The 26,873-nt window shown below is 72.6% G+C and carries 26 protein-coding genes; 18 read left to right on the top strand and 8 right to left on the bottom strand.

What is annotated here, in order from left to right:
* Nucleotides 1–2 precede the first annotated feature (2 nt).
* The 7 genes from AMY39116_RS0307965 to AMY39116_RS0307995 all read left to right on the top strand — a co-directional run bounded on the left by AMY39116_RS0307965 (nt 3) and on the right by AMY39116_RS0307995 (nt 6,825).
* Entirely contained in the window at nt 3–722 is a 720-nt protein-coding gene (locus AMY39116_RS0307965) for a FadR/GntR family transcriptional regulator (protein WP_020417162.1), read from the top strand.
* Between the two features lie 113 nt (nt 723–835).
* On the top strand, nt 836–2,281 hold the full coding sequence (locus AMY39116_RS0307970; RefSeq protein ID WP_020417163.1) for an aldehyde dehydrogenase: 1,446 nt from the start codon (nt 836–838) through the stop codon (nt 2,279–2,281).
* A gap of 40 nt (nt 2,282–2,321) precedes the next feature.
* On the top strand, nt 2,322–3,827 hold the full coding sequence (gene xylB / locus AMY39116_RS0307975; protein WP_020417164.1) for a xylulokinase: 1,506 nt from the start codon (nt 2,322–2,324) through the stop codon (nt 3,825–3,827).
* Complete coding sequence (locus AMY39116_RS42425; RefSeq protein ID WP_063710142.1) at nt 3,824–4,480, top strand: HAD family hydrolase; 657 nt, start codon at nt 3,824–3,826, stop codon at nt 4,478–4,480. Before xylB ends, AMY39116_RS42425 begins: the two co-directional genes overlap by 4 nt.
* Entirely contained in the window at nt 4,464–5,225 is a 762-nt protein-coding gene (gene rpiA, locus AMY39116_RS0307985) for a ribose-5-phosphate isomerase RpiA (protein WP_020417166.1), read from the top strand. The genes AMY39116_RS42425 and rpiA overlap by 17 nt, the downstream gene beginning before the upstream one ends.
* The gene (locus AMY39116_RS0307990; protein ID WP_020417167.1) at nt 5,222–5,995 is read left to right on the top strand and encodes an SDR family NAD(P)-dependent oxidoreductase; all 774 of its coding nucleotides are present in this window, start codon (nt 5,222–5,224) and stop codon (nt 5,993–5,995) included. The genes rpiA and AMY39116_RS0307990 overlap by 4 nt, the downstream gene beginning before the upstream one ends.
* A 101-nt stretch (nt 5,996–6,096) precedes the next feature.
* On the top strand, nt 6,097–6,825 hold the full coding sequence (locus tag AMY39116_RS0307995; RefSeq protein WP_020417168.1) for an MIP/aquaporin family protein: 729 nt from the start codon (nt 6,097–6,099) through the stop codon (nt 6,823–6,825).
* A gap of 293 nt (nt 6,826–7,118) precedes the next feature.
* On the opposite strand, the gene AMY39116_RS0308000 is transcribed toward AMY39116_RS0307995, so the two are convergent.
* Nucleotides 7,119–8,063, bottom strand: a complete 945-nt coding sequence (locus AMY39116_RS0308000) for an MBL fold metallo-hydrolase (RefSeq protein ID WP_020417169.1) — start codon at nt 8,061–8,063, stop codon at nt 7,119–7,121.
* Between the two features lie 96 nt (nt 8,064–8,159).
* On the opposite strand from AMY39116_RS0308000, the gene AMY39116_RS0308005 reads away from it, so the two are divergent.
* The gene (locus AMY39116_RS0308005; RefSeq protein WP_020417170.1) at nt 8,160–9,065 is read left to right on the top strand and encodes an AraC family transcriptional regulator; all 906 of its coding nucleotides are present in this window, start codon (nt 8,160–8,162) and stop codon (nt 9,063–9,065) included.
* Here the strand turns inward: AMY39116_RS0308005 and AMY39116_RS0308010 are convergent, their stop codons facing one another.
* Both AMY39116_RS0308010 and AMY39116_RS0308015 read right to left on the bottom strand, forming a co-directional pair.
* Entirely contained in the window at nt 9,066–11,447 is a 2,382-nt protein-coding gene (locus AMY39116_RS0308010; protein ID WP_020417171.1) for a bifunctional salicylyl-CoA 5-hydroxylase/oxidoreductase, read from the bottom strand. It lies immediately after the preceding gene.
* 10 nt (nt 11,448–11,457) lie between these two features.
* Nucleotides 11,458–13,089, bottom strand: a complete 1,632-nt coding sequence (locus AMY39116_RS0308015; protein WP_020417172.1) for an AMP-binding protein — start codon at nt 13,087–13,089, stop codon at nt 11,458–11,460.
* 74 nt (nt 13,090–13,163) lie between these two features.
* Here AMY39116_RS0308015 and AMY39116_RS0308020 point away from each other — a divergent pair, with 74 nt between their 5' ends.
* The gene (locus tag AMY39116_RS0308020; protein WP_020417173.1) at nt 13,164–13,997 is read left to right on the top strand and encodes a PaaX family transcriptional regulator C-terminal domain-containing protein; all 834 of its coding nucleotides are present in this window, start codon (nt 13,164–13,166) and stop codon (nt 13,995–13,997) included.
* A gap of 5 nt (nt 13,998–14,002) precedes the next feature.
* On the opposite strand, the gene AMY39116_RS0308025 is transcribed toward AMY39116_RS0308020, so the two are convergent.
* From AMY39116_RS0308025 to AMY39116_RS0308045, 5 genes are all read right to left on the bottom strand, one after another.
* Complete coding sequence (locus tag AMY39116_RS0308025; RefSeq protein ID WP_026153142.1) at nt 14,003–14,389, bottom strand: RidA family protein; 387 nt, start codon at nt 14,387–14,389, stop codon at nt 14,003–14,005.
* 2 nt (nt 14,390–14,391) lie between these two features.
* A complete protein-coding gene (locus tag AMY39116_RS0308030; protein WP_020417174.1) occupies nt 14,392–15,138 on the bottom strand; it encodes an SDR family NAD(P)-dependent oxidoreductase in 747 nt (248 codons plus the stop codon).
* Entirely contained in the window at nt 15,135–15,965 is an 831-nt protein-coding gene (locus tag AMY39116_RS0308035) for an enoyl-CoA hydratase family protein (RefSeq protein ID WP_020417175.1), read from the bottom strand. The genes AMY39116_RS0308030 and AMY39116_RS0308035 overlap by 4 nt, the downstream gene beginning before the upstream one ends.
* The gene (locus AMY39116_RS0308040) at nt 15,962–17,110 is read right to left on the bottom strand and encodes an acyl-CoA dehydrogenase family protein (RefSeq protein ID WP_020417176.1); all 1,149 of its coding nucleotides are present in this window, start codon (nt 17,108–17,110) and stop codon (nt 15,962–15,964) included. The genes AMY39116_RS0308035 and AMY39116_RS0308040 overlap by 4 nt, the downstream gene beginning before the upstream one ends.
* A 255-nt stretch (nt 17,111–17,365) precedes the next feature.
* The gene (locus AMY39116_RS0308045) at nt 17,366–17,887 is read right to left on the bottom strand and encodes a MarR family winged helix-turn-helix transcriptional regulator (RefSeq protein ID WP_157358478.1); all 522 of its coding nucleotides are present in this window, start codon (nt 17,885–17,887) and stop codon (nt 17,366–17,368) included.
* 78 nt (nt 17,888–17,965) lie between these two features.
* On the opposite strand from AMY39116_RS0308045, the gene AMY39116_RS42430 reads away from it, so the two are divergent.
* Genes AMY39116_RS42430 through AMY39116_RS0308090 form a run of 9 tightly spaced genes read left to right on the top strand, consistent with a single transcriptional unit; the run spans nt 17,966 to nt 26,853 of the window.
* On the top strand, nt 17,966–18,454 hold the full coding sequence (locus tag AMY39116_RS42430; protein WP_020417178.1) for a flavin reductase family protein: 489 nt from the start codon (nt 17,966–17,968) through the stop codon (nt 18,452–18,454).
* Nucleotides 18,455–18,490: 36 nt separating this feature from the next.
* Nucleotides 18,491–19,777 carry an MFS transporter gene (locus AMY39116_RS0308055; protein WP_020417179.1) on the top strand — a complete coding sequence of 429 codons (1,287 nt, stop codon included), beginning with the start codon at nt 18,491–18,493 and terminating at the stop codon, nt 19,775–19,777.
* Nucleotides 19,774–20,769 carry an Ldh family oxidoreductase gene (locus AMY39116_RS0308060; protein ID WP_020417180.1) on the top strand — a complete coding sequence of 332 codons (996 nt, stop codon included), beginning with the start codon at nt 19,774–19,776 and terminating at the stop codon, nt 20,767–20,769. Before AMY39116_RS0308055 ends, AMY39116_RS0308060 begins: the two co-directional genes overlap by 4 nt.
* Nucleotides 20,759–21,226, top strand: a complete 468-nt coding sequence (locus AMY39116_RS0308065; RefSeq protein WP_020417181.1) for a PaaI family thioesterase — start codon at nt 20,759–20,761, stop codon at nt 21,224–21,226. Before AMY39116_RS0308060 ends, AMY39116_RS0308065 begins: the two co-directional genes overlap by 11 nt.
* Nucleotides 21,226–22,248, top strand: a complete 1,023-nt coding sequence (locus AMY39116_RS0308070; protein ID WP_020417182.1) for an LLM class flavin-dependent oxidoreductase — start codon at nt 21,226–21,228, stop codon at nt 22,246–22,248. Before AMY39116_RS0308065 ends, AMY39116_RS0308070 begins: the two co-directional genes overlap by 1 nt.
* On the top strand, nt 22,245–23,867 hold the full coding sequence (locus tag AMY39116_RS0308075; protein WP_020417183.1) for an AMP-binding protein: 1,623 nt from the start codon (nt 22,245–22,247) through the stop codon (nt 23,865–23,867). The genes AMY39116_RS0308070 and AMY39116_RS0308075 overlap by 4 nt, the downstream gene beginning before the upstream one ends.
* Nucleotides 23,860–24,789: a pyruvate carboxyltransferase gene (locus tag AMY39116_RS0308080; RefSeq protein ID WP_039791302.1), complete on the top strand. Its 930-nt coding sequence runs from the start codon at nt 23,860–23,862 to the stop codon at nt 24,787–24,789. Before AMY39116_RS0308075 ends, AMY39116_RS0308080 begins: the two co-directional genes overlap by 8 nt.
* Nucleotides 24,790–24,803: 14 nt before the next feature.
* On the top strand, nt 24,804–26,249 hold the full coding sequence (gene tcuA, locus AMY39116_RS0308085; protein ID WP_020417185.1) for an FAD-dependent tricarballylate dehydrogenase TcuA: 1,446 nt from the start codon (nt 24,804–24,806) through the stop codon (nt 26,247–26,249).
* Nucleotides 26,239–26,853 carry an NIPSNAP family protein gene (locus AMY39116_RS0308090; RefSeq protein WP_020417186.1) on the top strand — a complete coding sequence of 205 codons (615 nt, stop codon included), beginning with the start codon at nt 26,239–26,241 and terminating at the stop codon, nt 26,851–26,853. The genes tcuA and AMY39116_RS0308090 overlap by 11 nt, the downstream gene beginning before the upstream one ends.
* The last annotated feature ends 20 nt before the right edge of the window (nt 26,854–26,873 follow it).

Below are 26,873 nucleotides of genomic sequence, written 5' to 3' on the forward strand. Positions count from 1 at the left end.
GAATGGCCGAAGCACTCCACAAGCGCCTGTCGGAAACCCTCGCGGACAAGCTGCAGGACGAGATCGTCCGGCTGGCGCCCGGCGAGCGCCTCCCGACGGAAGCCGAACTCGCCCGCCGCTTCGACGTCTCGCGCACCGTGGTGCGGGAAACGGCCCGGCTGCTGATCCAGCGTGGGCTGGTCACGGTGAAGCCCGGCCGCGGCATGACCGTCGCGGAACTGGACGGGCGGCTCATCGCCGAGCAGTACGGCCTGCTGATGCGCCGCAGCGAGGGCTCCTTCGCCCAGCTCCTCGAACTGCGCCTGGTGCTCGAGGTCGAGATGGCGCAGCTGGCCGCGGCCCGGCGGACCGAGCAGCACCTCGCCGACCTCGAAGACGCGAACCGGCGACTGGCCGACGCGCTCGACCGGCCCGAGGCCCGCGACGAATTCCTGGACGCCGATCTCCGGTTCCACGAAATCGTGGCGCAGGCGAGCGGAAACCCGTTCTTCTCACTGGTGATCGGCCCGCTCAACGGGTTCCTGCGCGACACCTACCGCACCGGCCCCGGCTATCCCTCCGAAGCGGCCAACACGCTGGAGGAGCACGTCCAGATCGCCGAGGCCATCGCCGCCGGCGACCCGTCCCGCGCGCGCTTCGCCACCGAGAACCACCTGCGCCGCGTCATGCGCCACCGCGACCGCCTGCTGGCCGAGAACGAGGCGATCCCGACCCGCGCCTGACCCGGCGCGATCACCCTCTTGCGCGACACGCAACTCCCGCTCTAAGGTCCGATTATCATACAAAGATCGCACCGCTGCCGCGGCCAGTCCGCGCGCACCAGGGAGTTGAGGCAATGCAGCCCGATGAGCCCGTGCTCGTCTGCCGGAACTTCGTCGCGGGAACCTGGCGGGACACCGCGGAACCGGGAATCGAGCGGGCCAACCCCGCCACCGGCCGGATCGTCGCGGTAGCCCCGCGTTCCACCGCCGCCGAGGTCGACGCGGCCGTCCGCGCCGCCGCCGACGCCTTCCGCGGCTGGCGCCGCACCGTCCCGGCCGACCGCGCCGCGCACCTGCACCGGCTCGCGGAATCCTGCGCCGACCGGGTGGACGACCTCGCCACCGCGATCACGCGCGAGCAGGGCAAGCCCCTGGACGAGGCGCGCGGCGAAGTCCGCAAGTTCATCGCCGCGCTGCACTACTACGCCGAAGAGGCCACCCGCGTCTACGGCCGCACGATCCCGAACGACGCGCCCGGGTTCACCAGCATCGTGGAGAAGGAACCCCTCGGCGTCGTCGCGGGGATCGTGCCGTGGAACTACCCGATCGAACTGATCGGCTGGAAGCTCGGCGGCGCCGTCGCCGCAGGTTGCACGATCGTGTTCAAGCCGTCCGAGTACACCCCCGGCTGTGCCCAGGTGCTGTCCGAGTGCCTCGCCGAGACTCTGCCCCCGGGCGTGGCCAACATCGTCTTCGGGGACGGCTCCACCGGGCAGGCGCTCGTGGCGCACCCCCGGATCGCGAAGGTGGCCTTCACCGGCTCGATGGCCACCGGACAGGCGCTGTACCGGGCGGTCACCGGAATCACCGGGCTGTCCCTGGAACTCGGCGGAAGCTGCCCGATGATCGTCACCGGCACGGCCGACGTGCCCGGCGCGGTGCGCGGCGCCACCCGCCGCGCGTTCCGCAACGCCGGCCAGATCTGCATCGCGATCAACCGGATCTACGTGCACGACTCGGTCTACGACGAGTTCGTCGACGGGCTCGCGGCCGCGGCGGACGCGCTCACCGTCGCCGACGGGCTGGCCGAGCCGTCCGCCGACGTCGGCTCGCTGACCATGGACGAGACCTACCGGCGCACCCTCGACCACATCGCCGACGCCGACAAGCGCGGCGCGCGGATCGTGGCAGGCGGCGGACCGCTGGACGGTCCCGGATTGTTCCTGCGCCCCACCGTGATCGCCGAGGCGCCCGACGACGCGCTCGTCATGACCGAGGAAACGTTCGGCCCGGCCGTCGGCGTCGCCCGCTTCACCGGCCTCGCCGACGCGATCGACCGGGCCAACCGCGTGCCCGGCGGCCTCGCCGCGTACGCCTACACCAACGACACCCGCGAAACCTTCACGCTCGCGGGCGACCTGGACTTCGGCAACGTCGCCATCAACAACGTCGACGCCGGGATCATCAACGCACCCTACGGAGGCCGCCGCGAGAGCGGGTTCGGGTCCGAGCACGGCCCCGAAGGCCTCGAGTCCTACCTCCAGCTCAAGCACGTGAGACTCCGCCACGGCGCGCGATGACGCGCGGGAAAGCGCAACGACGCGCGGGAAGGACAACAACATGCTGATCGGCATCGACCTGGGCACTTCGGCGTGCAAGGTCATCGCGGTGTCGCGCTCGGGTGAAGTGGTCGCCAAGGTGCTGCGCCACTACCCCGTGCACACCACCAATCCCGGCTGGGCCGAGCAGGAACCCGCCGACTGGTGGGCGGCCACCGACGAGGCACTCGCCGCCGTCACCGCGAGCCTTCCCGACCGCGGCCGGGAAGTGACCGGAATCGGCCTGTGCGGGCAGATGCACGGGCTGACCGCGCTCGACGGCGCGGGCGAACCGCTGCGCCGGGCCATCCTGTGGAACGACCAGCGCGCCGCGCGGGAATGCGAGTGGATCACCGACCGCGCCGGCGGTCTGGACGAGCTGCTGCGCATGACCCGCAACCGGATGCTGCCCGGCTTCACCGGGTGCAAGATCGTGTGGTTCCGCGAGCACGAACCGGAACTGTTCGCCCGGACCCGCCGCATCCTCAACCCCAAGGACTACCTGCGGCTCCGGCTGACCGGGGAGTACGCCACCGACGTGTCCGACGCCTCGGGCACCGGCCTGTTCGACGTCGCGAACCGCCGCTGGTCCGACGAGCTGCTGGGGCTCCTCGGCATCGACCGCGCACTGCTGCCCGACGTCGTCGAATCCGTCGAGCCCACCGGCACCGTGCTGCCCGGCCTCGCCGCCCGGTGGAACATCCCCGAAGGCACACCGGTGTTCGGGGGCGGCGGCGACGCGGTCATCCAGACCACCGCGATGGGCCTGCTCGACACCGGACCAGTCGGGTTCACGATCGGCACCGCGGGCATCGTCGCCGGCGGCGCGTCCCGGTGCCCGGACAACCCCGGCGGACGGGTGCAGGTCTCCTGCGGCAACGAACCGGGACGCTGGCACGTGATGGGGGTGTCGCTCAGCGCGGGCGGCGCCTTCCAGTGGCTGCGCGACGCGCTGGCCCCCGCCACCGCCGCCGACCCGGTCACCCTGGAACGACTGTCCAAACTGGCCCGCGACATCGGCCCCGGCTCGGAAGGCCTGCTGTTCCTGCCGTACCTGCTCGGCGAACGGTCCCCGCACGTCGCGCCCGAGGCGTCGGCGAGCTGGGTGGGACTCACCCCGATGCACCACCTGGGCCACATCGCGCGCAGTGTGATGGAGGGCGTCGTGCTGAACATGCGGGAGATCCTCGAGGTCTACCGGCAGGCCGGGCTGCCGTGCGACCGGGTCGTGGCCTCCGGTGGCGCGACCAAGGAACCGCTGTGGCTGCAGATCCTCGCCGACGTCCTGAACCGGGAAACCGTCACCGTCACCGGGGTGGCCGAGGGCGGCGCCTACGGTGCCGCATTGGCCGCCGGGGTGGGGATCGGCTGGTGGCGGGATCTCACCGAGGCCGTCGGCATGCTGGCCGTGGAGCAGACCTTCACCCCCGACCCCGCCGCCGTCGCGACCTACGACCGGATCTTCCAGCGCCACCGGCACCTGTACGAGGGCCTGCGCCCGCTGTTCGCCGAAACGGTGCCGGCGTGAGGCGTGCGGTGGTGCTCGACCTGGACGGCACTCTCGTCGACAGCGCCCCGGACATCGCCAGGGCACTCACCTCCGCGCTGACCGCGCACGGGCTGCCCGGGATCGACGCCGACCGGGTCCGCGGTCTGCTGGGCGGCGGCGCCGCGGAACTCGTCCGCGGCACGCTCGACGCCGTCGGCGGTGATCCCGCGCTCGCGGGTCCGGTGCTGGCGGCCTACTCCAGCGCCTACCGGGCCGAACCGGCCGCGGCGACCACCGTGCACGCCGACGCACACGAAGCACTCCAGGCGTTGCGGGACAGGGGAATCCGGATCGGGGTGTGCACCAACAAGCGCACCGGCCTGTCCCACGACGTCCTCGCCGCCACCGGGCTCGCCCCGCTGGTCGACGTCGTCGTCGGCATCGACGCGGTGCCCGCGGGCAAACCCGACCCGGGGCACCTGGAAGCCGCGCTCACCGCGCTGGACGTCTCCCCCGCCGACGCGCTCTACGTCGGCGACACCGGCATCGACGCGCTCACCGCACAGCGCGCCGGAGTGCCCTACCGGCACGTGTCCTGGGGGCACCCGCTCCCGGGCGTGACCACCATCGACACCTTCGGCGCACTGGCCGAGGGCTTGGCGGACAAGGAGTTCCATGCGACCGAGCAGTGACCAGGACCGGGCGAAGTGGGCGGCCGGTGTCGGCGCCATCGAGACCTACGTGCACGACGGGATGAAGCTGGGCCTGGGTTCGGGGACGACCTCGCACTGGTTCGTGCGCGCGCTCGGCAAGGCGGTGGCCGACGGACTCGACGTCGTCGGGGTGCCGACCTCCACCGCCACCCGCGATCTCGCGATCGAGGTCGGGGTGCCGCTGACCACCCTCGCCGAGGCGGTCCGGCTGGACCTCACGATCGACGGCGCCGACGAGATCGACCACGACGGCGCCATGATCAAGGGCGGCGGCGCCTGCCTGCTGTGGGAACGCATCGTGGCCGACGCGTCCGACCGGATGGTCGCGGTGGTGGACGACAGCAAGGTCGTCCCGGCGCTGGGCGCGTTCCCGCTGCCGATCGAGGTCATCCCCTACGAGTGGGAGTCCACGAAGCGCTCGATCGCCCGGTTGCTGGACAAACTCGGCCATCCCGCCGCCGAACTGACGCTGCGCACCCACGACGGGGCACCGGTCGTCACCGACAGCGGCAACTACCTGATCGACGCCCACCTGAAGTCCATCGCCGACCCGCTGGCGATCGACGCCCAGCTGAACTGGATCCCCGGCGTGGTGGAGAACGGCCTGTTCACCGGGATCGCGGACGAGATGGTCGTCGGCCGCGCCGACGGCACCTACGACGTCCGCGACTGCGGCAGCGCACCGACCGCACGCCCGTCCACGACCCCGCGAGGTGACCGTTGACCAGCACCACCACCCCGACCCTGCCGGTGTTCTCCCTGGCCGGCCGCACGGCGATCGTGACCGGCGGCGCCCAGGGCATCGGCGAAGCCATCGTCACCGGGCTGCGCGACTCCGGCGCCCGGGTGTTCATCTGCGACATCAACGGCGAGGCCGGCAAGGCCACCGCCGAGCGGCTCGGCGTCGAGTTCGTCGCCGCGGACGTCACCGACTCCGCCGCCGTGGAAGCCGCGTTCGACCACGTCGTCAGCACCGCCGGGCGGATCGACATCGCCGTGAACAACGCCGGCATCGTGCACAACCACCCCAGCGAGTCGCTGTCCGACCACGACTGGCGCAAGGTGCTCGCCGTCAACCTGGACGGGGTGTTCCACTGTTGCCGCGCCGCGGGTTCGCGGATGCTCGCCCAGGGCGGCGGGAGCATCGTCAACACCGGCAGCATGAGCGGCCACATCAGCAACTTCCCGCAGCCGCAGGCCGCCTACAACGCGGCGAAGGCGGGGGTCATCCACCTCACCAAGTCGCTGGCGGGCGAATGGTCCGGCCGCGGCGTGCGCGTCAACTCCGTCTCCCCCGGCTACGTCGGCACCGAGCTGACCCAGCGCGGGATGGACAACGAGGAGTGGCGCCGCGCCTGGCTCGCGGGCACCCCGATGAACCGGGTCGCCACGCCCGCCGAGATCGCACCCGCGGTCGTCTTCCTGGCCTCCGACGCGGCCGCCTTCTGCACCGGCACCGACCTCGTCGTCGACGGCGGCTACACCGTCTGGTGACCCGCCACTGATCCAGTCCGCGCCACCGCCCGGCGGCACGTCCGCCGGGCGGGGCTGCGCCCTGCCCGGAAAACCGGCACGAACCACCTCAGGAGAACTCGATGGGGAGCATCTTCCTTTCCGAGCTGATCGGCACGGCGCTGCTCGTGCTGCTCGGCTGCGGGGTTGTCGCCAACGTCGCCCTCACCGGATCGAAGGGACACGGCGGGGGCTGGCTGCTGGTCAGTTTCGGCTGGGGCCTCGCCGTGTTCGCGGGCGTCTACACCGCCGCCCGGTCCGGGGCCCACCTCAACCCCGCCGTCACGCTCGGGCTGTGGATCGCCGGGCAGGACTTCGCCCCCGGTGTCGCCGCCGGCCTCCCGCACGCCGCCGTCTACATGGCGGGGCAGCTCACCGGCGCGATGGCCGGCGCCGTCCTCGTCTACCTGTGCTACAAGAAGCACTTCGACGCCGAGACCGACGACGGCGCCGTGCTGGGCGTGTTCGTGACCGGGTCGGCGATCCGCACCCCCGCCTGGAACGTCCTCACCGAAACGATCGCCACCTTCGTCCTGGTCTACGTGGTCCTGCTCCTCGGCGGAACACCGTCCGGCCTCGGCCCGCTCGCCGTCGCCCTGCTGGTCGTCGGGATCGGCGCCTCCCTCGGCGGCCCGACCGGCTACGCCCTCAATCCCGCGCGCGATCTCGGCCCGCGCATCGTCCACGCCCTCCTGCGGCTCGGCCGCAAGACCGGATCCGACTGGGCCTACGCGTGGATCCCCGTGGCCGGGCCGTTCCTGGGCGGTCTCGTGGCCGGCTTGGCCTACCACGTCAGCCCGCTGCCGCTCTGAGGCCCGGCCGACAGGCGTCCGGGCGCGCAGGTCGAGTTCGACCGCGGCCGGCGGTGGCACCCGCGCGACGACCTCGCGCGGATCGGCGCCGAAGCCGGCCTGCGGATCACCGGCGAGGTCGCGCTCACCGGCGCTACGGCGGTCGTGGCCCGTCCCGGCGGGATCGTGCGGCGCATCCTCGACGGCGCTCGCCGCACGGACCGGTGTGACCGGACTGCTTCGTGCGGCGGCGCGGAACCGCGCCGCCGGGCGGCTTCCCATCCGACGCAGCCGTCTCGGGCATCAGGATGTGGTCACCGGCGCACGTCGGCTGGTGCGCGGTCCGCCTCGTCCGCGCCGACCCACCGGTCGATGCGGAACCGGCTGCCGTCGCGCTTCACCTCGGCCGCTCCGGCGCCGGCGAAGTGCGCGGGGATCACGATCTCCACCTCGTCCGCGGCTTGTTCGAGCACGCGCCTGCGGGTCGCTGCCGCCTGCTCGCGGTCCTCGCAGAAGCAGCTGTTGCAGGACGGCTCCAGGATCTGCACGGGGCTGTGCAGGATGTCGCCGACGAAGACGGCCTTGTCGCCGCCCGAACGAACGCGCAGCACGGAGGATCCCGGGGTGTGCCCGGGCGCCGGTTCCAGGGTGAGGTTCCCGTCTACCCGGTAGCTGTCCTCCCACAGCGTGGCGCGGCCGAGCACCGGCGCGATGCTGTCGGCGTAGACGAGGAGACTTCCCTTGCGCCGCAAGCGATCGTAGTCGTCGCGGGGCGCAGGGCGCCGTCCGGCGTTCTCGGGCGCGAAGTAACGCGCGTCGACGGCCGGGATGAGGTAGGTCGCGTTCGGGAACGCCGGCTCCCAGCCCCGGGCGCCGCCGAGGGTGTTCCAGCCGACGTGGTCGTAGTGGATGTGGGTGTTGACGACGACGTCCACATCGTCCGGCCGGACACCGGCGGCGGCGAGCCGGTCGAGGAAATCGGTGTCGAGGTGGTCGAACAGCGGGATCTGCGGCCGGTCGCGGCCGTTGCCCACCCCGGTGTCCACGAGCACGGTCTTGCCTTCGCTGCGCAGGACCCAGGTCTGCACAGCGCCGTGGTAGGCGCCGGTGTCCGGGTTCCAGTGCTCGGGCGCCAGCCAGTCGTTGTCCCGCCAGATCTCCGGGGTGCTGTCGGGGATGATGAAGCGGGCCGGTGCGATCTCGCCGGTCCACTCGGGCACCTTGGTCACTTCGACCGCGCCGATGGTGAAATCAGCCATGAGCCCAGGCTAGGCGCGGCAGGTGAGCCGGTGAATGATCGATCGGCCCGTTTGCATACGAGTCCGGCCCAGTGCGTGAGCGGTACAGTCGACCGCGTGGATCTGCTCAGCGACATCATCGGGGTGATGCGCACCGGGCGGCCCGCGGCCAACCGGATGCGGGTCGGTTTCCCGTGGTCGTACCGGTTCGCGCCGTACGACGGCGCGGGCTTCCACGTGGTGCTCCGTGGTTCCGGCTGGCTGCTGATGCACGGCCGGGAGCCGGTTCAGCTCGGTCCCGGGGATGTCGTGCTCCTGCCCGCCGGTGACGGGCACGTGCTGTCCGGCTCGCGCGACGGGGCCGGCGCCGTGCCGTTCGAAACCGCCGTGGCCGATCCGTCGGGCGGCGTCGAATTCCTGTGCGGCAAGTACCGGCTGGACCGGCGGCACACGCACCCGCTGCTGGCCGCGCTGCCGGACCTCGTGCACCTGCCGGCCCACCTCGGCGACCACAGCCACCTGCGCGGGGCGCTGGACCTGCTGGCCGCCGAGACGACGACCCGGCGCCCGGGGCGGGACGCGGCGCTCGCCGGCCTGCTCGATCTCCTGCTCGTCTACATGATCCGCGCCTGGTTCGACGATCACGGGCACCTCGGCTGGCCCCGGGCGCTCCGCGATCCCGCCATCACCGCGGTGCTCGAAGCGATGCACAGCGCGCCCGGCAGGCCGTGGCGGATCGAGGACCTGGCCGCGGAAGCGGGCCTGTCCCGCACCACGCTCACCCGCAAGTTCACGGACCTGGTCGGGCAGGCCCCGATGACCTACCTGACGCACTGGCGGATGACGCTCGCGGCGCGGCTGCTGCGGGAAACCGACCTGGGGCTGGCAGCCATCGCGCGGCGCGTCGGGTATGCCTCGCCGTTCGCGTTCTCGCACGCGTTCAAACGGGAATTCGGCGTGGCGCCGGGGCATTACCGCGACGCCCTGGCCGGATCCGCGCCGGTGGCAGCGCTTCCCGGGTAGTCACGCGTCCAGAGCGCCCGGTCCGGGCCGCCACCTGCGGTCCGCCGTCCCGGGTTCGCCGTGGCGGATGAGTTCCAGGCGTGGCTTCGGGCCTTCCGTGCGGCCCGTTTGGGGGCGGCGGGAACCCGCGCGCCACGGCAGCGGCCAGTCGACGCCCGGGCCGGTGTAGGACTGTTCCGCGGCCGCGTGCAGGGTCCAGTTCGGGTCGTAGAGGTGGGCACGGCCCAGCAGGCACAGGTCCGCGCGGCCGGCCAGCAGGATCGAGTTCACGTCGTCGTGCGAGGAGATCGCGCCCACGGCCATCGTGGCGACGCCGGTGCGGTTGCGGATCCGGTCGGCGAACGGGGTCTGGTACGACCGGCCGAACGCGGGCTTCTCGTCGGGGTGGACCTGGCCCGTGGAGACGTCCACCAGATCCACACCCGCCTCGGCGAAGGCGGCCGCGATCTCCACCGCGTCGTCGGCCGTGATCCCGTCGTCGCACCAGTCCGTGGCCGAAATCCGCACGCTCATCGGCCGATCGGACGGCCACACCTCGCGCATCGAGGCGAACACCTCCAGCGGGAACCGCAGTCGCGCCCGCAGGGAACCGCCGTAGCGATCCGTGCGCTGGTTCGTCAGCGGCGAGATGAACGACGACAGCAGGTACCCGTGCGCACAGTGCAGTTCCAGCAAGTCGAACCCGGCCTCGACGGCGCGCGCCGCCGCGTCGGTGAACTGCTGCCGGATCTCGCCGAGGTCCCGCACCGTCAGTTCCCGCGGCACCTGGTTCACCCCCGGCCGGTACGGCAGCGGCGACGGCGCGACGACCGGCCAGTTGCCCTCCGGCAGCGGCTGGTCGATCCCCTCCCACATCAGCCGCGTGGAGCCCTTGCGGCCGGAGTGCCCGATCTGGATGCCGATCTTCGCCGTGGTCTCGGTGTGCACGAAATCGGTGATCCGCCGCCACGCCCGCGTTTGCTCGGGGGTGTAGATCCCGGTGCAGCCGGGGGTGATGCGGCCGGTGGCGGACACGCACACCATCTCCGTCATCACCAGGCCCGCGCCGCCGAGCGCCTTGCCGCCGAGGTGGACGAGGTGGAAGTCCCCGGGCAGGCCGTCGGTCGCCCGGTACATGTCCATCGGGGACACCACGACCCGGTTCTTCAGCTCCAGCCCGCGCACCCGCAGCGGCTGGAACATCGGCGGCCGCACGTCGCCGTCGCCGTTGCCGCGCCACTGCTCGTGCCGGGCGAACCACTCGTCCACCCGCTCGACGAACTCCGGGTCCCGCACGCGCAGGTTGTCGTAGGTGACCCGGCGGCTGCGGGTCATGATGTTGAAGGCGAACTGCACCGGCTCCTGGTGGACGTACTGCCCCAGGTTCTCGAACCACTCCAGACTCGCCTGCGCGGCCCGCTGCGTCGACTCGACCACCGGCCGCCGCTCGGCTTCGTAGGCGGCCAGCGCCCGCTCGACGTCCGGTTGCTCGTGCAGCGCCGCGGCGAGCGCGAGGGCGTCCTCCATGGCGAGTTTGGTGCCGGAGCCGATCGAGAAGTGCGCGGTGTGCGCGGCGTCGCCGAGCAGGATGACGTTGCCGTGGCGCCACCGCTGGTTGCGCACGGTGGTGAAGGTGATCCAGCGGGAGTTGTTCGCCAGCAGCTGGGCGTCGCCGAGCACGTCGGCGAACAGTTCCCGCACCAGCGCGATGGACTTCTCGTCGGAGTCGCCGGGCGCGAACTCGCGGTCGGCGAAGGCCTTGAACCCGGCGCGCTGCCACACCTCGTCCGCCATCTCGACGATGAAGGTGCTGCCGGTCGCGTCGAACGGGTAGCCGTGGATCTGCATGACCCCGTAGGGGGTGTCGACGATGTAGAACTTGAACGCGTCGAACACCTTGTCCGTGCCGAGCCACATGTAGGCGCAGCGGCGGGACTCCAGCGACGGGCGGAACACGCCGGCGTGGCGAGCGCGCACCGCGGAGTTCACCCCGTCGGCGGCGACCACGAGGTCGTAGTCCGCGGCGAGCCGGCCGACGTCCGGGGCGAGCGTGCGGAAGTGCAGCCGCACACCGAGTTCCGCGCACCGCTGCTGGAGGATCTGCAGCAGCCGTTTCCGGCTCATCGCGGCGAACCCGTGCCCGCCGCTGGTCAGCACCTGGCCCCGGTAGTGGACGTCGATGTCGTCCCAGCGGGCGAACTCGCGCTCCATCTGCCGGTAGACCGACTCGTCGGCGTGCTCGATGCCGCCGAGCGTCTCGTCGGAGAACACCACGCCGAAGCCGAAGGTGTCGTCGGCGGCGTTGCGCTCCCAGACGTCGATCTCGTCGCCCGGGCTCAGCTGCTGGGCGAGCGCGGCGAAGTACAGCCCGCCCGGGCCACCGCCGACGACCGCGATCCGCATCCTCGTCTCCTCACCCGGCCTGCGCGGCGCGCTGCCGCAGCTTGAACCGCTGGAGCTTCCCGGTCGCGCTGCGCGGCAGGCTGTCCACGAACTCCACCGCCCGCGGGTACTTGAACGGGGCGATGCGCTGCTTGACGAAGGCCTGGAGCTCGGCCACCAGATCCAGGTCGCCCGCGACGCCCGGCTGCAGGACCACGAACGCCTTCACGATCTGCCCGCGTTCGGTGTCCGGGGCGCCGACCACTCCGCATTCCTGCACGGCGTCGTGCGCGAGCAACGCTTCCTCCACCTCCGGGCCGGCGATGTTGTAGCCGGCGGAGACGATCATGTCGTCGTTGCGCGCCAGGTAGTGGAAGTAGCCGTCGGAGTCGGCGACGAACGTGTCGCCGGTGATGTTCCAGCCGTTCTGCACGTAGGCGGCCTGCCGGTCGTCGGCGAGGTAGCGGCAGCCGGTCGGGCCCTTCACGGCGAGACGGCCGGGCGTGCCGGGCGGCAGCGGCTCGCCGTGGTCGTCGAGGATCGCGGCCCGGTAGCCGGGGACGGCGCGGCCGGTCGCGCCCGGCCGGATGTCGTCGTCGGCGGCGGACACGAAGATGTGCAGCATCTCGGTGGAGCCGATGCCGTCGATGAGCGCCAGTCCGGTCGCCTCGTGCACGGCACGCCAGGTCGACTCCGGCAGGTGCTCCCCCGCCGACACCGCGCGCCGCAACCGGCCCAGCGCCTGCACCCGGCCCGAGCGGAGCATCGAGCGGTAGGCCGTCGGGGCGGTGAAGCAGACCGTGACGTCGTGGGCCTCGATCGCGTCCGCGAGCTGGTCGGGGGTCGCCTTTTCGATCAGGAGCGTGGCCGCGCCGGCGCGCAGCGGGAAGACCAGCAGCCCGCCGAGGCCGAAGGTGAAGGCCAGCGGCGGCGTCCCGGTGAACAGGTCGTCCGGGCGCGGTTTGAGGACGTGCCGGGAGAAGGTGTCGGCGATCGCGAGGATGTCGCGGTGGAAGTGCATGGTGGCCTTCGGCCGTCCGGTGGTGCCCGAGGTGAAGGCCAGCAGGGCGACGTCGTCGGCCGCGGTGTCGACGGCGGTGAACTCCACCGGCGCGCCGCGGGTCCGCGCGTCCAGATCGTCCGGGGCCGCCGATCCGTAGGTGACCACCGGCGCGCCGCGCAGGTCCGCGGCGCGCAGTTCGTCGGTGAAGCGCGCATCGCACAGGGCGAGGCCGACCTGGGCGATCTCGGCGATGGTGGTGAGCTCGGCCGCCCGCAACAGGGGCATGGTGGGCACGGCGACCGCGCCGGCCTTCATCACGGCGAGCCAGCACGCGGCCAGCGCCGGGGTGTTGGGGCCGCGCAGCAGCACGCGCCGGCCGGGGACGACGCCGAGCTGCTCGGTGAGCACCCACGCGGTGCGGTTCACCTGGTCGCGCAGCTCGCCGTAGGTCCAGGCCCGGCCGTCCGTGGTGAGCAGGCACCGGCGGTCCGGCCCGTGCTCGGCGATCACCGCGTCGAGCAGTTCGGCCCCGCAGTTCAGTCGTCGCGGGTAGGGCAGGTCGAGGAGGAGTTCGGGCCACAACCGCGCCGGCGGGAGGTGGTCCCGGCAGAAGGTGTCGACATGAGCGGAGGGGCTGAGCCCCGGACCCACGGTGGTCATAGGCCAAGTATTCTCTCTTCGTGACGACAGTCAAGCAATCGTCAGAAAGCAGGGCACCCGATAAGCTGCGCCGCGTGCCTGCCGATCCCGAAGACCGCGCGCCGAAACCACGCGCGCTGATCGTCACCGTCTACGGCCTCTACGCCCGGGAGGCGGGCGGCTGGATGAGCGTCGCCTCGCTCATCCAGTTGCTGGCGCAGTGCGGGGTCGACGAGCCCTCGGTGCGCTCGTCGATCTTCCGCCTCAAGCGCCGGGGACTGCTCACCGCGGCGAAGGTCGGCGGCGTCGCCGGGTACGAACTGTCCGACACCGCACGGGAAATCCTCGACGAAGGCGACCGCCGCATCTTCGAACGCCGCCGCGCGAGCGCCGGCGAGGGCTGGCTGATGGTGGTGTTCAGCGTGCCGGAGTCCGAACGCGACAAACGCCACCAGCTGCGCTCCCGGCTGTCCTGGCTCGGGTTCGGGACCGTCTCCGCGGGCGTGTGGATCGCCCCGGCGCACCTGCTCGACGAGACCCGCGAAACCCTGGCCCGGCAAGGGCTGCAGGGTTACGTCGAGCTGTTCCGGGCCGATCACGCCGGCTTCGCCGCGACCGCGGACCGCGTGCGCGACTGGTGGGACCTGGACCGCCTGCACGAGCTCTACGACGCGTTCCTGGCCCAGCACGGGCCGGTCCTGGCCGGTTACCGGCGGCGCCGCCGCATCGACGGCGCCCGCGCCTTCGCCGACTACGTCAGCGCGCTCACCGACTGGCGCCGCCTGCCCTACCTGGAGCCCGGGCTACCGCTGGACGTGCTGCCGCCGGACTGGATCGGCATCCGGGCGGCGGACACGTTCTTCGAGCTGCGGCGCAGGCTGGCCGGCCCGGCGCACGACTACGTCGAATCGCTGCGCGCGGCGGCCTGACCGCCTCACACCACGGCGAAACCCTGCACCTCCACCAGCGCCTCGGCGTCCCACAACCGGGACACGCCGATCGCGGCCATGGCCGGATAGTCGGTGCCCGCCAGGCGCCGCCACACCTCGCCGATCTCGCGGGCGTGCGCGCGGTAGCCGGCCAGATCGGTGGCGTAGACGGTGAGGCTGACCAGCCGGTCCGGCGCGCCACCGGCGGCGCGCAGCGCGCCGAGCAGGTTCGACAGCGCCCGCTCGAACTGCTCGACCACGGTGCCGCCGACGATCCGGCCGTCGGCGTCGAGCGCGGTCTGCCCGGCCAGGAAGACCGTCGTGCCGGTCGCGACCACCGCGTGGGAAAACCCCCGCGGCGGCGCCAGCTCCGGCGGATTCACCCGCTGCACGCTCACTGCACCGCACCTCCGTCCACCTGGAGCGCCTGCCCGGTCACCGCGCCGGACCGCACGCAGAACAACACCGCGTCGGCCACCTCGTCCGGCTGGATCAGCCGGCCGATCGGCTGCTTGCGCGCCAACGTCTCCCGCGCCTCCTCGGCGCTGCGCCCGGTCGTGGACACGATGGTGGCGATCGTCTGCTCGGTCATCGGCGTGTCCACGTAGCCGGGGCACACGGCGTTCACCGTCACGCCGGTGCGGGCCAGTTCCGCGGCCGCGGCGCGCACCAGGCCCAGCACACCGTGCTTGCTGGCGGTGTAGGCGGCGATGTAGGGCTCGCCGATCCGCGCGGCCGTGGACGCCATGACCACGATCCGCCCCCACCCCGCCGCGCGCATCGACGGCACCGACCGCCGCACGAACCGGAACGGCGCGGTCAGGTTGAGGTCCAGCATCCGCTGCCAGTCGGCGTCGGTGGTGCGTTCCAGGCGGGCGGAATGGCCCGCGCCGGCGTTGGCGACGAGGATCTCCACGGGACCCCACTGCTGTTCGACCTCGCCGTGGACGCGGTCGGCGGCGTCCGGGTCGGTGACGTCCGCGGGAATCACGCGCACCGACCCCGCGCACCCGGCGGCGGTTTCGTCGAGCTGCTCGCGGTTGCGCGCCACGAGCGCGACCCGGCAGCCTTCGGCGCTGAGCCGCCGCGCGATCGCGCGACCGATGCCCCGGCCGGCCCCTGTCACGAGCGCGACCCTCACCGCCCCTCCCAGCGCGGCGGGCGGCGTTCGGTGAAGGCGGCGTGGAACTCGGCGTGGTCGCGGGTGGTCATCAGCAGGGCCTGGGTCATCGCGTCCAGTTCCATCGACGCCGAGATCGACATGTCCAGCTCGGCGGTCAGCAGCGACTTGGTCTGCGCGAGGGCGAGTGCCGGCCCGTCGGCGAGCCTGCGGGCCAGTTCGGTGACCGTGGTGTCCAGGTCGGCGTCGGCGACCAGCCGCGACACCAGGCCGTAGCGGTCGGCCGTCTCGGCGTCGATCGTGTCGCCGAGCATCAGCAGTTCGGTGGCGCGGCCCAGCCCGACCACGCGCGGCAGCAGGTAGGCCGCGCCCATGTCGCCACCGGACAGGCCGACCTTGGTGAACAGGAACGCGAACCGCCCGGAGGTGCTCACGACGCGGAAGTCCGAAGCCAGCGCGACGACAGCGCCCGCTCCGGCCGCGATGCCGTGGACGGCGGTGATGATCGGGATCGGGCACTCCCGCATCGCCCGGATCACCGCGCCGGTCATCTTGGTGAACCGCATCAGGTCACGTGGTTCCATCTTGATCAGCTCGCCGATGATCTCCTCGACGTCGCCGCCGCCGCAGAAACCCCGGCCCTCGCCGCGGATCACCAGCACCCGCACGTCCTGGTGGTGCGGCAGCTCGGCCAGCAGGTCGCGCAGGTCGGCGTAGCTTTCGAAGGTCAGCGGGTTGAGCTTCTCCGGCCGGTCCAGCGTCACCGTGGCCACCCCGTCGGCCTTGCCGAACCGGAAGTGCCGCCAGTCCTCGGTGAGCCGCGGCGAGGCGTGGAAGCGGTAGGTCATCGGGTGTACTCCCTGCCGATCAGGTTGCGCGCGATGATGGAACGCTGGACCTCGGAAGCGCCTTCGTAGATGCGCAGCGCCCGGACGTCGCGGTAGAGGTGTTCGAGCGGGTGCCCGTGCCGCAGAGCGGCCGCGCCGTGCAGCTGCACGCAGCCGTCGATGATCTTGTGCGCGGCTTCGGTGGCGTACAGCTTCGCCATCGCCGACCGCCGGGACTGCTGCTCCGGCTCGCCGCCGTCGTCGTAGGCGGCGGCCGCGGCGTAGACGAGCAGGCGGGCCGCTTCGAGTTCGGTGGCCAGGTCGGCGATGCGGTGCGCGACGGCCTGCTGGCTCGCCAGCGGCGCGCCGTACACCCGGCGCTCGCGGACGTGGGCCACGGTCGCGTCGAGCGCCGCCTGCGCCATCCCCACCGCGAACGCGCCGACGCTGGGCCGGAACAGGTCCAGCGTGCGCATGGCGACGGCGAACCCGCGGTCGACCTCGCCGAGCACGGCGTCCGCGGGCACCCGCACCCCGTCGAACACCAGGCGTCCGATCGGATGCGGCGACAGCATCTCCAGGGGCTCGCCGGACAGCCCCGCGCTGTCACCGGGAACGGCGAAGGCAGTGACCCCGCGCGCGCCGGCGTCGGGGGTGGTGCGGGCGAACACCGTGTAGATGTCGGCGTCGGGAGCGTTGGAAATCCAGAGCTTTTCGCCGGTCAGCACCCAGCCGTCGCCGTCGCGCTCGGCGCGCAGTTGCAGGGCCGCGGCGTCCGATCCCGCGCCGGCTTCGGTCAGCGCGAACGCGGCGACGGCTTCCCCGGAGATCACCGCGGGGATCCAGCGCTTCCGCAGCTCGGCCGAGCCGGACTGCAGGATCGGGTAGCTGCCCAGCCCCTGGAGGGCCAGCGCGGTCTCCGCCTCGGTGCTGATCTGGGCGATCGTCTCCCGCAGCAGGCACAACTGCACGGCGGCCGCGTCCGAAGGTTCCGCGCCCCCGCCGAACAGCCCGCGGAGCAGCCCGAGCTCGCCCAGGGTGCGGACGAGCTCCCGGTCCACCCGCCCGGTTCCGCGCGGGGTGAGCTTGCCGGTGGCGACGTCGCGCACCCAGCGCTGGTACTCCTGCTGCTCGTCGCTGAGCCGGAACGCGGCAACCCCGGACATGCTCCGAGACTAGCGCACTGGTGACGCTCGTCAAGGATGCGCAACATGGCGCGACCCGATGCAGGTTCACTCGTCCAGTTCCACCAGGCAGGGGATCCCCGGTGTGCGGGTCATCCTGCTGCCGCTCGGAGGCTCAAGTACTGAATCGCCGCGAGCGAGACGGGGGAATCCGGCGCGTGCCGCCCAGCAGCTCGCGCAGGCCACGCGAGGATCACCACCGCCACCCCGGCGAGAGCCTGACCGGTCCCCCGGAGTTCACTTCTCGGCGCGTTCCATGCCCTTCAGCTCGCCCTCCACGACGACCGCGGCTTTGCGGAGCTGCCGGTCGGCGGCGACGATGTCCTCCCGGCCGAGCACGGAGTTCAGCGTCTCGCTGATCTTGAGCACCTCCGTGCCCATCTCCGCCAGCGCGGCGCGGCCGGCGTCGGTCACCGCGAGCGACAGGGCGCGCTCGCTCTCCGGGTGGGCGCTGCGCGCGACGAAACCGCGGTTTTCCAGCTGTGTGACGATCCTGGTCATCGTCTGCGGCCGCGCGTAACAACGCCGCGCCAGCTGGGCGAGGGTCAGGTTCGGGCGGTTGGCCAGGATCCGCAGCGCCGAGTAGCTCGACAACGTCATGTTCCACGGCCGCAGCCGGGCGTTGCCGATCCGGGACACGGCGCGCTCGAACCGGAACGCCGCGTCGATCAGCGACGAGGCCTCGTCCATGTCGGTCACGGCCCGGGCGGGCGCGCGGCCGTCGTCGAACGGGTCGATGTAGGGCAGCTGACCAGTCACCCCTGCAGCGTAGTGGTCGACCACGAACAAGGCGTAAGCATGCTTGCATTCGACTTCGCACGCTTATATTGTTTAAGCATGCTTACATCCCCGATCGACCCGGCGCGGCTCCGGTCCGTCCTGGGTCACTTCCCCAGCGGCATCGCAGCGATCACCGCGCTGGACGGCGACGGGCGCCCGGTGGGCATGGCGGTCTCGTCCTTCACCTCGGTCTCCCTGTCCCCGCCACTGGTGGGATTCCTGCCTGCCAAGACGTCCTCGACGTTCCCGCGCATCGCCGAGCGCGGCACGTTCTGCGTCAACGTGCTCGCCGCCGACCAGGAGGACGTGTGCCGCGCGCTCGCCACCTCCGGCGGGGACAAGTTCGCCGGCCTGTCGTGGCGGCCCGGACCGCACGGCGATCCCGTGCTCGACGGCGTCGCCGCCTGGATCGCCTGCACCGTCCAGTCCGTCCACGACGCGGGCGATCACCACATCGTGCTCGGCCGCGTCGACGACCTCGCCGCGGACGACGCCGCAGAGCCCCTGTTGTTCTTCCGCAGCCGCTACCACCACCTCGCGGCCTGACACCCCCGCACACCCACCTCAACGGAGAGGCTTGTCATGACCACACCTGCGACGGTCAGGCGCACCACGCTCGCGGCGTCGGTCGGGAACACGGTGGAGACCTACGACTACGCGGTCTACGGCTTCCTCGCCACGGTGCTGGCCACCGTCTTCTTCCCGGCCGCGAGCCCCGGCACGGCTCTGCTGTCGTCGTTCGCGGTGTTCGGCTCGGCGTTCCTCGCCCGGCCCGCGGGCGCCCTGGTCTTCGGGCCGCTGGCCGACCGGCTGGGCAGACGCCCCGCGCTGGTGGCGTCGCTGCTGCTGATGGCCGTGGCCAGCACGCTCATCGGCGTCCTGCCCACCACCGCGGCCGTCGGGATCGCGGCGCCGATCCTGCTGGTGCTGCTGCGGTTCGCGCAGGGCCTGGCCGCGGGCGGCGAGTTCACCACCGCGATCATCTACGTCGCCGAGTTCGCCCCGCCGCACCGCCGCGGCGCGTTGTCCAGCCGGGTGCAGGTCGGCAGCCTCGCCGGTTTCCTGCTGGGCGCGGTCGTCGTGCTGTCGCTGAGCACGGCGCTCAGCCGCCAGCAGATGCTCGACTGGGGCTGGCGGGTCCCGTTCCTCCTCGCGCTGCCCATCGGCGTCATCGGGCTCTACCTGCGCAGCCGCTTCGGCGAAACGCCGGAATTCCTGGCCACCCGCGGCCGGCCCGTCACACCGCCGTCCTCCCGCCAGTGGTCCCGGGTCTTCCTGCTCATCGGCGTGTCCGTGCTGCACATCGTCGGGATCTACATGGTCTACACCTACGTGCAGAGCTACCTCATCCAGCTGCGCCTGTCCCCCGCCACCGCGACCGCGGTGATCGCTTTCGCGCTGCTCGCCGGTGTGTTCCTGGTGGTCGCGGGCGGCCGGGCCGCGGACCGGCTGGGCAAGTCCCGCGCGCTGCTCGTGGCCTCGGTCGCCGTGCTGGTGGTGACCTATCCCCTGTTCGCCGTCCTCGCCACCGCACCACCGCTGTGGCTGGCCGTGCTCTGCACGCTGCTGCTGTCGGCGGGGCCGGCGTTCTACTCCGGCGCCGCACCGATCGCCTACGTGCAGCTCGTCCCGGTGCGGATGCGCGGCAGCGTCGTCGGCCTCACCTACAACATCGCCGTCGCCGTCCTGGGCGGCTCGGCGGTCTTCATCTGCCAGGCCCTGGTCGAGCTGACCGGTGACCGGCGCTCACCCGCCTACCTGCTGCTGGCCGCGGCGGCGGTCAGCGCGATCGCCGCGCTCGCACTGGCCAGGACACGCGAGCCGGAGCCCGCCCCCACTTCCCCACTCGCCGCGGAGGCCGGTTCATGACCACCCTGCCCCTGACCGAGGCCCGCGCCCTCGTGACCGCCGTGATGGTCCGCGCCGGGCACTCCCCCGCCGACGCCGGGATCATCGTCGACCACCTGCTCGACTGCGAGCTGCGCGGCCTGGCCTTCGGCGGCCTGGCCCGCGCACTGTCCATCGTGGAGCGGATCCGCGCGACCCCGGCGCCGCCGCGGCCCATGCGGGTGGTGGCCGAGACGCCGGTGTCGGCCACTGTGGACGCCGGCGACCAGGTGGGCTACCTCGCCGGGATGCGCGCCCTCGAACTCGCGATGGACAAGGCGCGAGCCCACGGCATCGCCGTCGCCGGCGCCCGCAACACCTGGTACACCGGCATGTTCTCCTACTACCTCGAAAAGGCCGCCGACGCCGGGTTCGCCGGAATGATCGCGGGCAGCGGGCCCGCCGTGGTCGCCCCGCACGGCGGCACCGAGGGCCGCTTCGGCACCAACCCGATCGCGTTCGGGTTCCCCGCCGAACCGAGCCCGGTCATCTGGGACATCGGCACCTCCGCCGTCATGCACGGCGAGGTGGTGCTCAAGGCCCGGCTCGGGGAGAAACTCGACCCCGGCCAGGCCTACGACTCCGGCGGCCTGCCCACCCTCGACCCGGAAGCGGCGCTGGCGGGCGCGCTGGGCGTGTGGGGCGGACACAAGGGCTCCGGCCTGGCGCTGGTCGTCCAGCTGCTGGGCATGATGGCCGGCGCGGCCGCCGCGCCGCCCGGGATCTCGGACTGCGGGTTCTTCGTCCTGCTCGTCGATCCCGGCTCCCTCACCGACTCCGCCGACTACCGCCGCCGGGCCACCGAGTTCGCCGCCTCGATCAGGGCGACCAGGCCCGTCACCGGCGGGGATCCGGTCCGGGTGCCCTTCGACCGGTCCGTGGCCCGCCGCGCCGAAACACTGCGGCGGGGCGCGATCGACGTGCCCGGCACGGTGGTCGCCGCCCTGCGCAGGGAGGCCGGGCATGCCGGATGACCCCGACGCCTTCGCGATCTCCCCGTCGCCCTCCGGCCGCCTGCTGTGCGGCGGTTGCGCCGCCGAGGACCGGTGCCGTCTGGGCATCGACGCCGTCGACGCGACCCGCTTCGACGTCGTCTGCCCCGCGCACTGGCAGGGCGGGCCCGGGGTGGCGCACGGCGGCTGGACGGCCGCGGTGTTCGACGAAGTGCTCAACCTGGCCGCCCTGTCCACCGAGCCCCGCCTGGTGACCAAGTCCCTGACCGTGTCCTACCTGCGTCCCGTCCCGGTCGAGCGCCCACTGCTGGTCACCGCGCGCATCGACCACCACGCCGGTCGGGACTGGACGGTCTCGGCGCGGATGTCCCTGGCCGGGACACCGCTGGCCACCGCGCACGCCGAACTGCGCACCCGCCGCCCCGATCACTACGCCCGCCACGAAGGGTGGCTGGCCTCGCACAACCAGGAGGAATGATGGTCGAGTTCTTCACGGGCCTGCAGCCCCTCGAAACCGGCGAAACCGACCCGGACCGGATGCTCGCCCGGGTCCGCGAGCTGGACCGCTCCGAGGTCGTCGACCGCGTCCTCGTCGGCTACTCCTCGACCTGGCCGCACAACCACGCCACGGCGCCGTTCGCCCTCGCGGCGAGCGAGAAGTTCTCGCCGATCGTCGCGCACCGGCCCGGGGTCATGCCGCCGGTGGCCGCCGCTCGCTACTTCGCCACGCTCGACGTGCTGGCCCGCGGCCGGCTCGCGATCAACGTGGTCGTCGGCGGGTCGGACAAGGACCTCCGGCGCGAATCCGACGCCCTGCCCAAGAGCGAGCGCTACCGCCGCGCCACCGAGTACCTCGACGTGGTACGCCGCACCTGGACCTCGGCCGAGCCGTTCGACCACCACGGCGAGTACTACACGGCCGAGGCGGTGAAGATCCTGACCAAACCCGCGCAGGGCCAGGTGCCGATCTTCATGGGCGGCGAGAGCGACGACGCCGTCGAGTTCGGCGCCCGCCACGCCGACCTGTACATGCTGTGGGGCGAACCGTTCGCCGGCACCAAGGAACGCATCGACCGGGTCCGGGCGGCGGCCGCGCGCCACGACCGCGACATGCGGTTCTCGCTGAGCCTGCGGTTGTTCCTCGGCGACACCGACGACGACGCCTGGGCCCTGGCCCGCTCCGTGGAACGGCAGATCGCCGAGGCTTCCGGCAAGTTCCTGCGCTCGTCCTCGGCCGACACCTCGGTGGGCCGCCAGCGGGCGCTCGCGCTGACCGAGGAGGAACTGCACGACAACTGCTTCTGGACCGGGCTGACGAAACTGCTGGGTGGTTTCGCCAACTCGCAGGCGCTGGTCGGCACCGAGGAGCGCATCCTGAACACGTTGGGCACCTACCGCGACCTCGGCATCGGCGCGTTCCTCGTGACGACGGGCGCCGAGGCGAGCTGGGACCCGGCCCTGGAGTCCTTCCTGGCCCGGGCCAAGAAGGAGCTGGCATGACCGGAACACTCGCGCGCGGCAGCTCGGCGGACCTGGCGGACACCACGGTCGGCGCGCTCGTCGCCGAGCGCGCCCGGGCCCATCCCGGCCGGACCGCGCTGGTGTGCGGGGACATCGAGCTGACCTACGCCGAGCTGGACGAGACCGTGACGACGGTGGCCCGCGGTCTGCTCGCACTCGGCGCCGCGCCGGGCGAGTCGGTCGGCATCCTCCTGCCCAACCGCGCCGAGTACGTGCTCACCTGGCTGGGTGCGGCACGCGCCGGACTGGTCGAGGTCCCGGTCAACACCGCCTACAAGGGACAGTTCCTGGACCACGCGCTGCGCGGCACGGACGTGCGGATCCTGGTCACCGAGGCGGCTCTGCTGGACCTGGTCGCCGACCTGCCGGAGCAGCCCGGCACGCTGGACACCGTCGTCCTGGTCGACGCCGCCGCGCCACGCCGCGTGCCGCCCGGGGTGCGGGTGCTGACCTGGCGCGACCTGCTCGGCGGCGGTGATCCGGCCGTCCCGCTCCCCCGCGTCGGCCCCGCCGATCCGGTCGCCATCATGCTGACCTCCGGCACCACCGGGCGCAGCAAGGGTGTCGTGATGCCGCACCGGATGCAGGTGGTGGCCGGGCGGGAGTGCGCCGAGCAGATGGGCACCACCTCCGACGAACGCCTCTACACCTGCCTGCCGCTGTTCCACGGCGCCGCGCAGGTGAACATCACCATGCACGGCCTCCACGCCGGCGCGACGGTGGTGATCGGGCGGCGGTTCAGCGCGAGCCGGTTCTGGGAGGAGCTGCGCGCGCAGCGCATCACTCAGTTCAACGCGCTCGGCTCGATCCTGCCGATGCTGCTCGCGCAGCCACCGTCGCCACGGGACCGCGACCACGAGGCGCGCAAGGTCTTCGCCGCGCCCGCGCCGCCGCAGGTGCTGCACCCGTTCGAGGAGCGGTTCGGGGTGCACGTGGTGGAGGGTTACGGGCTCACCGAGATCAAGAACGTCCTCTACAACCCGTTGCGGGAGCGCAAGGTCGGCTCGATCGGGCTGCCGACCGCGTCGTCCGTCGTGGAGGTGCACGACGAGACCGGCCGGCCCGCCGCGCCCGGCCAGGCCGGGGAGATCGTGTACCGGCCGCGCGAGCCGCACGTGATGTTCTCCGGCTACCACCGCGATCCGGAAGCGACGCTCGCGACGATGCGGGACCTGTGGTGGCACACCGGCGACCTCGGCTACCGCGACGACGAGGGCTACTTCCACTTCATCGACCGCAAGAAGGACGCGTTGCGCCGCCGCGGGGAGAACATTTCCTCGCACGAGGTCGAGTCGGTGCTGCTCGCCTTCCCCGGCGTGGTCGCCGCGGCCGCGGTCGGCACCCCCTCCGAGTTGGGCGAGGACGAGGTGCTGGCGGTGGTGCAGCCGGAGCCGGGGCAGCGCCTGGACCTGGCCGGGTTGTTCGCGCACTGCGACCGGTCCATGCCGCACTTCATGGTGCCCCGCTACTACCGGGTGGTCGACCGGCTGCCGGTCACGCCGACCGGCAAGGTACGCAAGACCGACCTGCGCGACCACGGCCACCGCGACGCCTGGGACGCCCACGCCGCCGGACTGACCCCCACCCGCCATGCCTGAGCCCGGCGTGTTCATCCGCGAGATCTCGCCGCGGCTGACCTTCCAGGACCACCTCGTGCCCACGGAGGTGAAGATCGAGCTGGTGCGGCGGCTGGCCGAGGCCGGGGTGCGTGCGTTCGAGCTGTCCTCCTTCGTGCGCCCCGATCTCGTCCCCGGTCTCGCCGACGCCGGCGAGGTGTTCGCGCAGGCTCGCCGGAGCGGGCTCACACTCGGCTGCTGTGTGGGCAACACGCGCGGCCTGGCCCGCGCGATCGAGGCCGGCGCGGACACCGCGGCGTTCCTGCTGTCGGCCGACGAGGAGTTCGCCCGCGCCAACACCGGACGCTCCACTTCGGACTCGCTGGCCGAGCTGGAGCGGATGGCCGCCTTCGCCGACGGCCACGACATCGAGCTCGCCACCTACGTCATCTTCGCCTGGGGCGGCCCGACCGGGCCCGCGCGCGGCGCGGACGACCTCGCCCGGCTGGCCCGGCGGCTGCTCGACACCGGGGTCGACCGGTGGATCCTCGCCGACTCCGCCGGTTACGCGGCGCCGCCGCAGATCCGCGAGGTCGTCTCCGCCGCGCTCGCGCACGTGCCCGCCGACAACCTGACGGTGCAGATCCACGACGACCGCGGGATGGGCCTGGCCGCCCTGCTCCCGCTGGTCGAACTCGGCGTCCGCCGCATCGACACCGCGCTCGCCGGCAGCGGCGGGCATCCCGCGGTCCCCGGCGGCCGCGGCGGCGGGCTGTGCACGGAGGACGCGGTCCAGCTGCTCGAACTGTCCGGCGTGACCACCGGGATCGACCTGCCGCGGCTGATCGGAACGGCCAACTGGCTGGTCGACGAGATCGGCGTGCGCGGCCGCGGTTTCGTCCGGCACACCGGCCCGGTGCCGCGCGCCGGGCAGGCCGCCGAACCCCTTGCCTTCACCTGGTGACCGAGGAGGAACCAGTGACGAATGTCGTTGTCGCCGGAGCCGGCCTGTCCGGGCTGTCCGCCGCGATCGCCGCGCGCGAGGCCGGCGCGCGGGTCGTACTGCTGGAGAAGGGCGGGCGCGAGGACGTCGGCGGGAACGCCGCGTTCTCCGGAGGACTCTTCCTGTTCCGCTACGACGGACCGGAGGACCTCACGTCCATCACGAAGGACGTCGAGCCCGGGCTGGAACACGACCGCATCGAGGCCGCGCCCTACACCGCCGAGGCCTACACGGCCGAACTCATGGCGATGAGCGGCGGCCGCGCGGACCCGGCGCTGGTCGGCACGCTCGCCCAGCGGTCCCTGGACACCGTGCGCTGGCTGGCCGGCCGGGGCGTGCGGTTCGTGTTCAACCGGACGCTCGGCGCGCAGGTGCGCGACGGCGTGCTGCACGTACCGCCCGGGCAGGTCCTGACCTGTGCCGGCGAGGGGATGTCGCGCGGGTTCGCGGTGATCGAACCGCTGCTGCGGCGCGCCGAACGCATCGGCGTCGAGATCCGGTGGTCCACGCCGCTGGCCGACCTCGCCAGGGAGAACGGCCGGGTGACGGGCGCGGTGACCGGTGCGGGTGTCGTGCCGGGCGCCGTGGTGATCGCCACCGGCGGGTTCCAGGCCTCCGCCGAGCTGCGGCTGCGCCACCTGGGGCCGGACTGGGCGACCACGCGGCTACGCGGCACCCGGCTGGCCACCGGGGACGGGATCACCGCCGCGATTCAGGCGGGTGCGACGCCCGCGGGTGACTGGTCGCGCTGTCATTCGGCCGCGGTCGACCCGTCCCAGCCCTCACCCGGCAGTAGCGCCGCGCCGCCACCGTTCCCGCTGCACGGGTTCTGGCTCGGCGTGCTCGTCAACACCGACGGCGAACGGTTCGTCGACGAGGGGCCCGGACCGTGGGTGCGGAACTACTCGAAGATGGGTGCGGCGATCAGGCGGCAGCCCGGGAGCGAGGCGTTCGAGATCTTCGACCAGCGGACCGCGACCCGGGTGGCCGACGAGTTCGCCGGGGCGGCCGTGCCGGTCACCGCGCCCACCCTGCCCGCCCTCGCCGAGCGCATCGGGGTCCCCGCCGACCGGCTGGCACGCACCGTCGAGGAGTTCAACCGCGCCTGCCGCGACGGGCGCACCGTTGGTCTCACCCCGCCCAAATCCCAGTGGGCCACGCCGCTGGACACACCACCATTCGTCGCCTACCACGCCGTCACCGGCCTGACCTTCACCTTCGGCGGGGTGGGCATCGACCCGGACGGGCGGGCGCTCGACGCCGGCGGCGCACCGGTGCCCGGGCTCTACGCGGCCGGGGAAGCCACGGGCGGGTTGTTCTTCGGCGACTACCCGGGCGGGGCGGCGCTGATGCGCGCCGCGGTCTTCGGCCGGGCGGCCGGGCGGACCGCGGCGACGGAGAGGATCGACGATGCTGTATGAGCTGACCGAGCTGGCGCTCAAGCTCCGTGCGGTGCCGGAAGCGCTGCCGGCGCTGGAGTCCTACACCACGGACGGCGCCGCGGGCGGGACGCTGCTGGGCTGCTGGGAGACCGAGCACGGCGTCATCGTCGGCCGGTTGCTGCTGCTGCGGGAGTTCGCCGACCCCGGGAGCCTCGCCGCGGAACGGCAGCGGATCCTCACCAGCGCCGACCCGTTCGGCATCGGCGAGCACCTGGAATCGTTCCGCGTCTGCAGCTACGCGCCGTTCCCGTTCCTGCCGCCCGTGCGGACCGGACAGTTCGGCAGCGTCTACGAGTTCCGCACCTACCGGCTCAAGGTCGGCGGCCTCGGCCCGACGATGGCGGGCTGGGAGGCGGCCCTGCCCGAACGGACGAAGCTCTACCCGCTCACCACCGCGATGTACGCCCTCGACGGCGCACCCCGCATCACCCACATCTGGCCGTTCCCCACCCTCGACGAGCGGCTGGCCATCCGCCGCGAGTCCTACGAACGCGGGATCTGGCCGCCGGAGAACGGCCCGGAGAACATCGCCCACGCCACGTCGGCCATCGCGATCCCGGTGCCGTTCTCCCCACTGCGGTGACCACCTGCCACACCACCGGC

The sequence above is a fragment of the Amycolatopsis sp. ATCC 39116 genome, from assembly GCF_000231075.2.
In the GTDB taxonomy this organism is placed as follows: domain Bacteria; phylum Actinomycetota; class Actinomycetes; order Mycobacteriales; family Pseudonocardiaceae; genus Amycolatopsis_E; species Amycolatopsis_E tucumanensis.